Genomic DNA, 12,864 nt, shown 5'->3' with positions numbered 1-12,864 from the left:
GTGTTTTTTCATAGAGAATAGATTTGGTTAGGTTAGAAAAACAGGAGTGAGAAGTTGCTCCTGTTTTTTTGTGAAAAAAAATCAACTCTGATCCATTGCAATTTTCATTTCCCCTTTTTCCAGATTAAAACACAAAATGGTTGATGTTTCATCTGAAAAAAAGGTATTGGTTTTTAATTCTCCCGGGTTTGAAATTTTATTGAATGCTTGACCGGTTTTTAACTTCAACTTCTGAATAGGTTTATCAATTTTCAGTGTAAAATCATGGCAGGAAAAAAGAGCATTCAGTTGAAGAGCATTTTCGGAAACAGCGATTTCTGTTGTTTCTTTTGCCGCCCAGTACCTTGATATTTCACTCAGTTTCATCCAGGTTAAATGATTGTATTTCTGATTCAACCGGCTCACAATAGTTTTCAGAATGTTGAAACCCACCTTTTCACCGTTGAAATATATTCCCGGCCAGTGGCAAACCATAATGGCCGGTTCACCACTTTCAATAACTTCCACCATCCGTCCGTTTTGCAAATCTTCGGTAATAAATTTATCAGCATCACCGCGAACCAAGCCATCCCAGCCTCCAAACCAATCGCCGGTACAACCAATGATGGAAACTACACAATCTGATTTATTTCCATTATCAGGAAAAATCACTTTTGGAGCAACACTTTTCTCTTTTTCGGTGAATAAATCGCGGAAGTAATGGGGAATTTCTGAACCGTAAACATCCCGTACAGATTGGAATGCACTGATGGCCAGATTCTCATGATTTCGGCTGCCGTAACCTCCCGGCGTGGTAATTCCTTCGCAGGGAAGGCCGGCATCTTTTAAAATTTGCAAGGCATAAGCCTGGTAAACAGCCAATTCGTCGGCACTTTTATTCTGGCTCCATTCCCAGTTTTCCATAAATTCAGGAATGGCCTTTTCGTAAGGTTTTCCGGTTTTTATGTCAATTACACGTGTATGGCTTACCATTTCAGGGTGGATATCCCAGTTGGAGAGAATAACTTCCCGAACCACGTTCAGGCTGTTTTCCAGTTCTTTTTTTGTCCAGCCCGGTATAAAACGGTTGACCCAACCCGTGCAAGCAGGATACGGAACGATGCTGTATTTTCCTTTTACACCGTGTTCGATGCTCCATTCCCCGAATTCGCGGACAAAACTATCGGGAATTTCCCGTGGAAGTTTTCGCCAGTCTTGTTTGTAATTCTCAGGAAAAACTTCTGCAAACTGCGGAATTCCAAAATGTGCCATATTAACCAGGCAGGTTGAATCATCAATGATTAAACTTACCGGCACCCGATTTCGCGGATTCAATACCTGAGCTGTAAAATTTTGGCTGTCAGGTAACAAAAAAGCAGGAGCGAGTGAAACACTCATTCCTGCTTTCAGGGTGGTTTTTACAAATTCACGTCTGTTTTGTTCCATGGAATTGTCGTTTAAAAACCACAAGTTACATTAATTTTCCTTAGTTTTCACTAGCGGCGAATCGGAAACATTCAATTTTAACGGACTGATTTCTTCGCCCCAGTAAATAGTAGTATGTGGAAATGGTATTTCAATATTCCGTTTGTCAAAAGCTACTTTTAGCCTTTTCCGGTATTCGCGGCCAATGGTCCACTGCTGAATGGGTTTCGTTTTAATTCTTGCCTTTATAACCAAAGCACTGTCGCCAAACTGGTCGAGCCCAAAAATTTCAATGGGTTCCAAAATGTCATTTTTGAAATTTTCGTCGTTTTGCATGCTGTTACCCACTTCGCGCATAACTTCTATTACGGTGTCCACATTTTCCTTATAAGCTACTCCAATGTCAAAAACCATGGCCGACCATTCTTTGGTCATGTTAGACAATGTATTGATTTTCCCATTCTGGAAAATGTGCACAACTCCTGAAAAATCACGCAACGTAATGGTTCTCATTTCAATTTTTTCAACCAACCCTCCGGTTCCGTTAATTACGGCCACATCGCCTGTTCTAACCTGGTTTTCGAGTAAAATAAAAAAACCTGAAATAAAATCACGCACCAATTCCTGAGAACCAAAACCAATGGCTACTCCAATAATCCCTGCACTTGCCAGAATAGGGCCAATATCAACACCAAATTTTTTCAGAAGAATCATTATGACAATAACCCAAAGCACAATTTTAACCAAACCATTTATTATTCCAACTAGGGTAATAATTCGTTTTTCAACTTCTGCAGCATCTCCTTTTTCCGATTTTTGCGACCTGGAAACCAAGGTCTTCTTTAATCGTTTTAATGAGAAAGACACAAGGCGAAGGACCACCAATAAAACCAGAATTAAAATTAAAACCCCTGGTAATTCGTTTATTAACCAACCTTGCAGATTTGCAATAACTGTTTCCCAAAATTCATTTGTAAATAATTTTTCCATCGTAATCTGTTTACATTTTTCATTAGTATATAAAAAAATGAGGCACTACCCAAATGTGTCAGGCTGTTGCAGGGATTTCTTTTAAAGATTTAAACATTACCTAAAATTTAAGCTGATCTTACAACAAAATTTGTTTTTGAATTAAACGCAGAAGCATAATTTTGGTCGAATAACGGTTGCAACAAAAATTATGAGACTACGAGCTATCTTTTCTTCGGTTATTCATTGGCTGAAAACGACTGAATTGTTTATGCGGCCATCGAAGCAGTTGCCTGGCAAATGGTGGCTTTTTGAATACTATACCGAAAAGAGTGGTGAGTTGGTCAATATAAAAGAGGCTCAGTTAAAGCAACAGGATATTTTTTGGGAAATTGAATTTGATGAAAAAGGAACGTTTAGCCAGCAAACCAATTCTCTATTTGGCTTTATTGAAAATACCGAAGCCAACCAATGGAGTTTGTCCAAAAATTTTATCACGTTTATGCATCCGGCTGATTTCAGAAAAAACGAAGAGTTTCAGTTTGCAATTGTAAACAATAACCTGAAATTACTTAAAAAAGATACATTGGGGAAAATTATATTTTTCGGTTTTTTTCGAAAGCTGGACTAATCCTTCTTTTTGGACACACTCAAATGTAAATTCCGTGATTTTCTTTCGGTTTATAAATTCAAAATTCTTTTAACTTTGTTCGCTTTAACAAACCTTATAAAATTGGTTAAGATGAATTTAAAAACTTTAGTGTTATTTGGATTTGTAGCGTTAATGGGATGTGCAACCACGGGCAGCAAAGAGTTGGTGGGAACCTGGGAAATTATTGAATTTAAACTGATAGGTACAGGGGGCGATCCGGTTAGTAACGAAAAGGTTTTAAAAGATGCCGGAGCCGTTTGGGAAATGAAATTCGCGAAAAACGGAAAATTCAGCCAGGATTTTAACATGCGGCAGCGCGATATGACCATGGAATCTGAAAAGGGGACCTGGGAAACCATTGAAGATTCATTAAAAATTGAGCTTGATTTTGATACAATAACTTCTTTATTACCATACATCTACAAGCTTGATGATAATATTCTGGAACTTACCCTGTCTAATGACTTTTACAACACAAAAGTGGTGACCAAATTCCGAAAAAAATAGTTCAGGTTACTGGTTTTCTGATGTCTGAAAAGAGTTGAAATTCATTTGATTCCATAATTTTTTTTGTTCGGTTAACGGTTTCCCAAATTTCAGTAAAAGTGGTATAAAGGGGTGTGATTCCAAATCGGATGTTGTCTGGTTCCCGAAAATCGGGGATGACTTTTATTCCGTTATTTTTAGGATGAATCAGAGCCTGACAAATGCGGTAACCTTCCGGATGTTTTAGCGAAACATGCGAGCCTCTGTTTTGAAAATCGGAGGGAGTTCCTGAAACAAAACCATATTTTGCGAGCTTTTCCCGGAAAAGAAAAAGAAAATATTCAGTTTGTTTGATGCTTTTAACCCGCAATTTTTCCATGCCAGCTTCCAGCAGTAAATCAAGTCCGGGCTCTATTGCCATTAAGCTTAAAACAGGCGGCGTCCCGGTCAGATATTTTTTGATGCCTTGTGCCGGTGAAAAATTCAGGCTAAACTGAAAAGGTTGATGGTGTCCAAACCAGCCTTGAATGGGTGAAAACAACTTTTCCTGAAGTTCTTTCCGTACAAATAAAAATGCAGGTGCTCCGGGTCCGCCGTTTAAATATTTATACGAACAACCCACAGCCAGGTCAATGCCGGTATTATTCAGCTCCACCGGAAGTGCTCCTGCAGCATGACTTAAATCCCATAATACCAGAGCTCCTTTTTGGTGCGCCCATTGGGCCACTTGTTCAGCCTGATATAAAAACGAGCTTTTAAACGCGACCAGTGAAAGGACTACCAATGCTGTGTTTTTGGTTATTTTTTCTTTCAAATCCTGCATATCAATCGAAATCTCATCTTTCGATTCTGCCAGTACAAGTTTGTAATCCGGTCCTTTTTCTTTTAAAATGCCCTGAAGAATATACAAGTCAGTAGGAAAATTGAAAACATCGCTGACAACTGTGGTTTTTTCCTTTTGATAATTTAATGCTGCATGAACCAGTTTGTAAAGGTTTACTGACGTGCTGTCTGAAACGATTACCTCACCAGGGTCAGCCCCAATAATCTGTGCAATTTTATCGCCCAACCGGGAAGGCATTTCATACCAGTGTTTGTTCCAGCTTTCAATGAGTTCAGAACCCCACTGCTTTTCAGTAATTTCTGTAATTAAAGTTTTTGTTTTTAATGGAAGTCTGCCCAGTGAATTTCCATCCAGGTAAATGGTATTTTTATCCGGAATGAAAAAACGCTCCCGAAATTGTTTAAACGAATCATTTTCATCTGTTTTCAGGGCAAATTCTGCCGAAGTATCAAATTTGAAATTCATTTCAGTAATTTTTTTCAAGAATATTTTTAGCCACAGGGAAAATTTCATTTACCCACAACCGGTACATTTCTGCCGAAGGATGTAACCCGTCGGTTGCCACCAAACCGGAATTGTTTTTTGCACTTCTTGAGATTGGGGTAATATTCACGTAAAACGCACCTGCCTGGCTGGTTTCTTCAAAATTTATTTGATTGAATGCATCTATTTCTGAAGCAATTTTTTCCGGGTTTTGTTGCTGGCCAAAAGGAGTAACTCCGTAGTCTGGTATGGATATTACCATGACGTTTTTTTTTGAACCTGCAAAATAAATTGATTTTTCCAGCAACCGCACAAATTGTTCTCGATATTCTGCAGTATCCCTTCCGCGGTATTGATTGTTTACGCCAACTAAAAGCGTAACCAAATCGTAAGGTGGCTCAAGATTGCGGCTGATAATTGCAGTTTCCAATTCGTCTGTTGTCCATCCAGTGCGGGCTATTATGGTTGGTTCTGCAACATATTGTCCACTTTCATTCAGCATTTTTGTTAGCTGGATGGGAAAGCGTTTATCCGTATCCACACTTTCACCAATGGTATAAGAATCGCCCAACGCAAGGTAGGTTTTTGCATGCTCACTGGTTGATTCATCTTTTTCCGATTCACCCTGCCTCAAATTTTCCTCCTTTTCCTTTTCTTGATTAATAGTACAGAATAATGCTGTAAATGAAAATAATACAAGCAAAAAAAGTGATGTGTATTTCATTTTTTCGGTGAAAATAAGAAAAAAGATTTATTGCTTTTTTATAAAACTGTAATGAAATTGAAAACTAAAAATGATTAATTTGGTCAAAATTTTTTAATTGTTAAAAATCAATCAAATGTCAAAATTAAAATTATTCCTGCTGATTTTTCTTGGAACAGCAATTTTATCACAGGCTCAAACAGACGATGGCGTTTTACGGATGAATGAATTCAGGAATCCCAAGAAACGTCAGATAATTCAGATTCCCAACATTGATGGCTTTCAAACTTTAAAATGCGATTTGCACATGCACACCGTTTTTTCCGACGGGCATGTATGGCCAAGTGTGCGGGTTCAGGAAGCCTGGCAGGAAGGACTTGATGTGATGGCAATTACCGATCATATTGAATACACACCGCATTCAGAAGATGTAAAAGTTAATCACAACCGAGCCTGGGAACTGGCAAAAGATATGGCTGTAGAAAATAATCTGGTCTTTATTAAAGGAACAGAAATAACACGAAATACGCCGCCCGGGCATTTTAATGCACTTTTTATTGGCGATGCTGCGGAGTATATTGAAGACAGGGGAAATGAAATGGACAAACAGGCTGTGATGAAAGCCGTTGAGCAAGATGCGTTTATATTCTGGAACCATCCCGGCTGGAAAGTGAATTCCATTGAAGGTTCGTATGAATGGATTGATTTTATTGACGAACTGAAAAAGGAAAATAATCTGCATGGCATTGAGGTGTTTAACGGATTTGGTTTTCACAAAAAAGCACTGGACTGGGCAGTGGATAATAACCTCACCGTAATGGGAACTTTCGATATTCACAACCTGGTTGTTCACGATTACAATTTGGGTGATTATGTGCACCGCACTGTGACGTTGGTTTTTGCCAAAGATCGCACTGCCGAATCGGTGCGGGAAGCGCTCGATGCCGGTCGAACTGTTGCCTGGGCTAGTAAATACATTGCCGGAAAAGAAGAACATGTGCGTAATCTTTTCAACGCTTGTGTTGATTTGGGAACTTCTTTTCATACAAAAGGAGAAAGAAAGTATTTCGAAATTCAAAATAATAGCGACTTGTATTTTGAACTGGAGCTGGAATCGGGCAACGGAACTGAAAAAGTAACCCTTTTCCCGCAAACCGCGCAAGTTATTACTGCGCCTGTTGACCAAAAAAGCCTGACGTATAAAGTTAGCACTGCTTTTATCAGAAGCGATAAAAATCTTTTGGTCGAATTTTCCCTGGAATAATAAACTGGAGCCGGTGCCAAATGTAAATGTCACATTTTCGTAAAAAGTAATAATTGGCAATAATTACCAAAAATTGTGACCTTTTTTGAAAGTCTGACCCGGAAATAATTGCAGTTTATTCATTTGAGCGCTTCATACAATATTTCTACGGGGTGTTTGGCTTTTTTTCCTGTGCCGTCTTTAATCTGATGGCGGCACGAGGTTCCGGGAGCCGAAATAATTACCTTTTCCTCTGCTTCGCGAACGGCAGGGAATAACACCATTTCCCCGATTTTCATGGACAAATCGTAATGTTCCTTTTCGTACCCAAACGAACCTGCCATGCCACAACAACCCGATGGAATTTCTTTTACCGAATAATTTTTGGGTAGCGAAAGCATTTTTTTTGTTGGTTCGGTGCTGGCAACTGCTTTTTGCTGGCAGTGTCCGTGCAGCAAAATCTGTTTTTCTTCTGTACTAAACTGTTCTTCAGTTATGTTCCCTTTTTCAATTTCTGCTGAAATAAATTCCTCGAACAGAAGTGCATTTTGCCCAAGTTTTGCGGCAGCCGGCTGTAAATCTTTATCCACCAGTTCCGGGTACTCGTCGCGGAAGGCCAGAATTGCTGATGGTTCGATGCCAATAAGTGGCGTTTTTTCCGAAATAATATCCTTTAAAAGATTTACATTTTCGGTGGCAATTTTTATGGAAGTCCGCACCAAACCTTTCGACAGGAAAGTACGTCCGCTTTCTTTGTGTATTGGAATTTTTACTTCATAGCCCAGTTTGGTAAGCAACAAGATGGCTTTAATCCCAATATCGCTTTCGTTATAATTGGTAAACTCATCGTTAAAAAGAAAAACCTTTGCTTTGGTTATCGTTTCGGGCACTGGAATTCCGTTAACAGTCCAGCGGTTTAGTGTAATTTTGGAAAGGGAAGGCAAATTGCGGCGCGTTTCAATTCCAATCATTTTTTTGAAAACCGGTGTTTTCATCATAAAATTGGAAAGTGGCCGAACCAGCATGGCCAACGGGTTTAGCCTGGGAAGATAAGCCACCATTCGTGATCGCAGCGGAATGCCATGAATATCATAGTAATGCTGAAGGAATTCAGCTTTCATTTTAGCCATGTCCACGTTCGAGGGGCATTCAGCTTTGCACGCTTTGCAGGAAATACACAAATCGAGGATATCGTAAATTTCCCGGTGGTCAAACGGATTTTCTTTTTCGTTGGAATAAAGAAATTCCCGAAGAATATTTGCCCTTCCGCGGGTAGTTTTGTCCTCGTCGCGGGTAGCCATAAAAGTGGGACACATGGTGCCGCCAATCACTTCGCTTTTACGGCAGTCGCCTGAGCCGTTACATTTTTCAATACTTCTGAAGAAACCGTTGTATCTTGAAAAATCGAAAACCGTATCATATTCAGGAGTGGGTTTTCCCGGAATTACACGAAGACTTTCTGTAATAGGCGGGGTGTCCACAATTTTTCCGGGATTCAGAACATTTTCAGGATCCCAGGTTTTTTTCAGACTTTTCAGCAATTTGTAATTATGTTCGCCCAGCATGTAGGGAATAAATTTTCCGCGCACCCTTCCGTCGCCATGTTCGCCGCTCATGGAGCCGCGGTATTTTTTCACCAGCTCTGCTGTTTCGTTCATTAACGTGTCGAAAAGTTTAACATCCTCCGGGTCTTTGAAATTGATGAGCGGACGGAAGTGAATTTCTCCGGTGGCAATGTGGGCGTAAAAAACACTGTTCAATCCCAGCTTTTTAAGCACTTTTTTAATATCGGCAACATAATCAGGCAAATATTCCGGATGAACGGCGGTGTCTTCAATACCCGGAACGCCTTTCCGGTCGCCGGGAATGTTGGCCAGCAAACCAAGTCCGGCTGTGCGAAGCGACCAAACCCGTTTAATGTTGTCGGCTCCGGTGACCAACGGAAAGTGGTAGCCCAGTCTGGCAATACGTAAATCGTTTTCCAATGCTGCGGCTTTCCTTTTCAGTTCCTCTTCGGTTTCGCAGGCAAATTCAATCATCAGCATCGCACCTGGGTCACCTTTCACGAAAAAACGGTTTTTGTTTTGTTCAATGTTCTGTTTGGCCGCCTGCATTACCGTGTCGTCCATCAGTTCTATGGCGCCGGGTTTATGTTTCAGTGCAATTAAATTTCCTTCGAGCGATTCTTCCAGTGTTTCAAAATGGGCGCAAACCAACCCTTTGTATTTGGGCGGAAGTGGAATCAGGTTCAGTTTTATACGGTGCGAAAATGCCAAAGTGCCCTCCGAACCAGCCAGGAGTTTGCAAAAGTTAAATTGTTCATCTCCTTTGGTAAACATTTCTGAATCAAGCAGTACATCAATGGCATAACCCATATTCCGGCGTGTAAGTTTCGGGTCAGGGAAATTGTCGCGAATTTCCTTCTGGTTTTCAGGATTGGAAAGAATACCGAAAATATTCTGGTAAATGGCTTTCTCCAATTGGTTGGGATTGCCATTCATTTTTTGCTGAAATTCTTTTTTTGTAAGCGGTTTGAATGTGGTTTCCGAACCATCGGAGAGAATGGCGTCCACTTCAAGAATATGTTCGCGCACGCTGCCATAAATGAGTGAATGGAGTCCGCAGGAGTTGTTTCCCAGCATACCGCCAATTACACAACGATTGGCAGTTGACGTTTCGGGGCCAAATTGCAGTCCGTGCTGTGCCAGCGCCTGGTTGAGTTCGGCCAGCACCACGCCTGGTTCCACAATCACATAATGTTTATCCACATTCAACTCCAGAATTTTGTTCATGTATTTTGATATATCCACCACAATTCCGGGACCCACAACCTGACCTGCCAGTGATGTGCCTCCGCCACGCGGAATAACCGAGGTTCCGTTTTCGCGGGCAAAGGCAATTATTTTCTGAATATCTTCTTTGTTTTTCGGGCGGGTAACCGCCAGCGGCAGTTCTTTGTATTGCGATGCATCGGTGGAGTAGAGCACGCGCTGAACATTGTCGGTAAATAAATCGCCCTCCAATTGGGATTTTAGATTATTGAAAACGGATAACATACGGTTCAACTTTTAGTTCCGTAAAAATAGAGATTTTGTTGCAAGTAGCCCTGTTAAATTCAATTTGAAGAATATTTTCACAGATTTTTCTTCCGCCTGAGAACATCACCGGGTAAAAAAAGGAATCTGTTTCAACTGGCTATTCAAAAATGCAACATCATGGGTGAAGAATTTTTCGTTTTTGATGAAAGAGTTGGTAAACAATCAACTGGTAAAAAAAGAAACATTGGACCAGATGTTAACCGACGACATACCCATGGGTTTTCCCACTCCCGGTTTTAATTACGGGTATTCCATCTGGAAATTCAAAACCATTCCGGTGCTGATGCCCGAAAAATATGTTTGCTGGGGATGTGTGGGCGCAACCGGTGCGTTTATGTTTTACCATCCCAAAACCGAATCCATTATTATCGGCACTTTCAACGACTTCTCCTTCAGATCGAAAGCATTGCAATTTATGGTAGGCACAGTGGTAAAAATGTTGGTGAAATGTAACCGGCAGAATTGATTATTTTACACCTCCAAACTTACCAGTTTTGCATCTACTCCTTTTACGAGGTTGAGTTTGCGCGTAATTTCTTCGTGTTTGCTAATTTCTTCACCTGTAAGTTCGAGGAATATCAGCCCACTGTCGGAACAGTTTTCAAGCACGCCGTCGTGAATGCCCAGTCGGGTTTTGATAAAACATCCCCAGCCGGTTAAAATTTTCTGCACCTTTTCTGCGGTTTCCTGGCGGTGCCTTACCAGAATGAGTAATACAGTTCGTTTCATAATTTTGATTTTTGGGTTTAATTTACAACAATTAAAATTATCCCGATACATTTTTTTATATTTCTGCTCTTTAAAAACAGATTACATGACTGAAGTTTACATTCACGACGAAACTTTTAATAACAACGATTTCACTGATAAATCGCTGGCAAAAGGAGAATATGAACATTGCGTTTTCAGCAACTGCAATTTTAATAATTGCATACTTTCCGGATTTCAATTCATTGATTGCGATTTTATAGGGTGCAATCTGAGCCTGGCCCGCCTGGACAAAACAGCTTTTCGCGACATTAAATTTAAAGATTGTAAAATGCTTGGCCTCCGGTTCGAAACCTGCAATGAATTCGGGCTTGCATTCTCATTCGAAAACTGTAATTTGAATCATGCATCTTTTTTCAAAACAAAAATAAAAAAGACCGTTTTTATAAACACACAATTGCATGAAACAGATTTTGCCGAATGCGACCTGACTGGCGCTTTGTTTGAAAGGTGCGATTTGGCAAGAGCACAATTTGAACGCACCAATATTGAAAACGCTGATTTGAGAACTTCTTACAATTATTCCATCAACCCGGAATTGAACCGGGTAAAAAAAGCAAAATTCTCTGTTTCCGGTCTTCCGGGGCTTTTGGAAAAATACGATATTTACATCGATAACCAAAGTTGAGGTGATTCCTGAGTTTGAATTAACCTTGTAATTAAAAAAATTAAAAAATGAAAAAATGGATAACTGTATTATTGATGATACCGGCTTATTTTGTTTCCGGTCAATCGGGCATTCCAAAGTTTCTTGAAAGTACATGGAAATCTGAAAACAGCGAGGTTTGCGAGCATTGGAATTTGTTAAATAACCAAACGTTGAAAGGATTTTCCTATAAAATAAAAAACGGTGAAATGATCGTTTCAGAATACCTGGATATTACAGGAACTGATGATAATGTAATTTATACCGCTACTGTAATAAATCAAAACCAGGGGAAAGGCATTGATTTTAAATTAACAAAATCGGACAGCATTTATGTATTTGAAAATCCAGACCATGATTTTCCCCAAAGAATTGTTTACAGAAAACAATCTGAAACGGATATGCTGGTTCAGATTTCCGGTGGCAACCAAAATAGTTTTGAATATAAAATGAAAAAGCAGCATGAAGAATTTACTTTAAAAGACAGCACCATTGCCAATCCGAATTATGACAGGGCACTGGCTGAAAAACTGGGAGCTGACGATTACGGAATGAAAAGTTACGTGCTGGTAATTCTTAAAACAGGAACAAACAAAGCAACGGATAAGGAGTTTATCAGCGAAAGTTTCCGGGGACATATGGACAATATAAACAGGTTGGTAGAGCAAAATAAGCTGATAGTTGCCGGCCCGCTGGGCAAAAATGAAAATAATTACCGTGGCATTTTTATTTTGAATAATGTGGCAGGTTTTGAAGAGGCAAATGAAATCCTGCAAACCGATCCGGCCATAAAATCAGGATTGCTCGATGTGGAATTGTACAATTGGTATGGCTCGGCCGCTTTACCAGAATATTTACAGTACTCTGATAAAGTATGGAAAGCAAAACCATAAAAAATCCGGATTTTGATATTTTGAAATTAAAGTATTGAATACCAATTGGGTAAATAAAATGACAAGTGAGATTTTTGCTGAATCGTTTCGGGAAATATGCTGATCTGAATTGCTAAATTGCTGAAATTCATTTTTTTTGATGTTTCAACAAAAAAAAGTATTATTTTAGAACGCTTTTTAAGAGAGAAGGAACGTGTTTATAAACCTTAAATTTGGTTACTATGGAAATGTTTGTCAAATTAATCCACCAATCCAGCATGACATATCTTCCATCTAAAACCCCGGTGCAGTTTTACGGATTACCTGATGGGAAAGTCTATTTGATTTACACCCGCTTTTATGAAGTTAAATACGATCGTACTTATCTCGAATACGTGTTTGCCGAACATAATGAATTTTCGTATGATTTTGAAAATGATAAACTTATTCCGCACGATAAGCCAAAAGTAAATACACCTGTTTTTAACGAGTCGGTTGATAAACCTGATCCGAAAATAAATATTTTGAAAATTTACCGGAACCTATCTTCATTTGCCCAGGCACGTGAAATACTGAACAGGAAGGCCCAAAAAATGATGGAGAACATAAAATCCCGGAACGAAAATAAAATACACGATATTAATTCTTCTGACAACAAAAAACTGGCGTCTGCCTGACATTGTAAATAATAGAATA

The 12,864-nt window shown here is 39.5% G+C and carries 13 protein-coding genes; 7 read left to right on the top strand and 6 right to left on the bottom strand.

Features of this window, described 5'->3' with window-relative positions:
* Positions 1–81 precede the first annotated feature (81 nt).
* Together ACESMA_RS01590 and ACESMA_RS01585 are read right to left on the bottom strand one after the other, a co-directional pair.
* Positions 82–1,425 (bottom strand): hypothetical protein, encoded by a 1,344-nt coding sequence (locus ACESMA_RS01590; protein WP_372946998.1) that lies wholly within the window; start codon positions 1,423–1,425, stop codon positions 82–84.
* 30 nt (positions 1,426–1,455) lie between these two features.
* Positions 1,456–2,394: a mechanosensitive ion channel family protein gene (locus ACESMA_RS01585; protein ID WP_372946997.1), complete on the bottom strand. Its 939-nt coding sequence runs from the start codon at positions 2,392–2,394 to the stop codon at positions 1,456–1,458.
* A 190-nt stretch (positions 2,395–2,584) separates the two neighbouring features.
* Here ACESMA_RS01585 and ACESMA_RS01580 point away from each other — a divergent pair, with 190 nt between their 5' ends.
* Together ACESMA_RS01580 and ACESMA_RS01575 are read left to right on the top strand one after the other, a co-directional pair.
* On the top strand, positions 2,585–3,004 hold the full coding sequence (locus tag ACESMA_RS01580) for a hypothetical protein (RefSeq protein ID WP_372946996.1): 420 nt from the start codon (positions 2,585–2,587) through the stop codon (positions 3,002–3,004).
* Between the two features lie 111 nt (positions 3,005–3,115).
* A complete protein-coding gene (locus ACESMA_RS01575) occupies positions 3,116–3,532 on the top strand; it encodes a lipocalin family protein (RefSeq protein ID WP_372946995.1) in 417 nt (138 codons plus the stop codon).
* Position 3,533: 1 nt separating this feature from the next.
* Here the strand turns inward: ACESMA_RS01575 and kynU are convergent, their stop codons facing one another.
* Positions 3,534–4,820, bottom strand: a complete 1,287-nt coding sequence (kynU, locus tag ACESMA_RS01570; protein ID WP_372946994.1) for a kynureninase — start codon at positions 4,818–4,820, stop codon at positions 3,534–3,536.
* Between the two features lies 1 nt (position 4,821).
* A complete protein-coding gene (locus ACESMA_RS01565; protein WP_372946993.1) occupies positions 4,822–5,562 on the bottom strand; it encodes an SGNH/GDSL hydrolase family protein in 741 nt (246 codons plus the stop codon).
* 115 nt (positions 5,563–5,677) lie between these two features.
* Between ACESMA_RS01565 and ACESMA_RS01560 the strand changes: the two genes are divergently transcribed.
* Entirely contained in the window at positions 5,678–6,805 is a 1,128-nt protein-coding gene (locus ACESMA_RS01560) for an Sb-PDE family phosphodiesterase (RefSeq protein WP_372946992.1), read from the top strand.
* 119 nt (positions 6,806–6,924) lie between these two features.
* Here the strand turns inward: ACESMA_RS01560 and ACESMA_RS01555 are convergent, their stop codons facing one another.
* Positions 6,925–9,840, bottom strand: a complete 2,916-nt coding sequence (locus tag ACESMA_RS01555) for an FAD-binding and (Fe-S)-binding domain-containing protein (RefSeq protein ID WP_372946991.1) — start codon at positions 9,838–9,840, stop codon at positions 6,925–6,927.
* Between the two features lie 163 nt (positions 9,841–10,003).
* Here ACESMA_RS01555 and ACESMA_RS01550 point away from each other — a divergent pair, with 163 nt between their 5' ends.
* Positions 10,004–10,348, top strand: a complete 345-nt coding sequence (locus tag ACESMA_RS01550) for a hypothetical protein (protein ID WP_372946990.1) — start codon at positions 10,004–10,006, stop codon at positions 10,346–10,348.
* A 5-nt stretch (positions 10,349–10,353) separates the two neighbouring features.
* Here ACESMA_RS01550 and ACESMA_RS01545 read toward each other — a convergent pair whose 3' ends face one another.
* On the bottom strand, positions 10,354–10,611 hold the full coding sequence (locus ACESMA_RS01545; RefSeq protein WP_372946989.1) for a hypothetical protein: 258 nt from the start codon (positions 10,609–10,611) through the stop codon (positions 10,354–10,356).
* Between the two features lie 85 nt (positions 10,612–10,696).
* Between ACESMA_RS01545 and ACESMA_RS01540 the strand changes: the two genes are divergently transcribed.
* The 3 genes from ACESMA_RS01540 (at position 10,697) to ACESMA_RS01530 (ending at position 12,845) form a co-directional block, all read left to right on the top strand.
* A complete protein-coding gene (locus ACESMA_RS01540) occupies positions 10,697–11,278 on the top strand; it encodes a pentapeptide repeat-containing protein (protein ID WP_372946988.1) in 582 nt (193 codons plus the stop codon).
* A 47-nt stretch (positions 11,279–11,325) separates the two neighbouring features.
* A complete protein-coding gene (locus ACESMA_RS01535; RefSeq protein WP_372946987.1) occupies positions 11,326–12,189 on the top strand; it encodes a DUF6265 family protein in 864 nt (287 codons plus the stop codon).
* Between the two features lie 221 nt (positions 12,190–12,410).
* On the top strand, positions 12,411–12,845 hold the full coding sequence (locus ACESMA_RS01530; RefSeq protein ID WP_372946986.1) for a hypothetical protein: 435 nt from the start codon (positions 12,411–12,413) through the stop codon (positions 12,843–12,845).
* Positions 12,846–12,864 lie beyond the last annotated feature (19 nt).

Origin of the sequence: Mariniphaga sp., assembly GCF_041687215.1 — a bacterium.
GTDB lineage: Bacteria > Bacteroidota > Bacteroidia > Bacteroidales > Prolixibacteraceae > Mariniphaga.
Note: the sequence above shows the minus strand (reverse complement) of the source record. Positions and strands in the feature narration are given on the sequence as shown.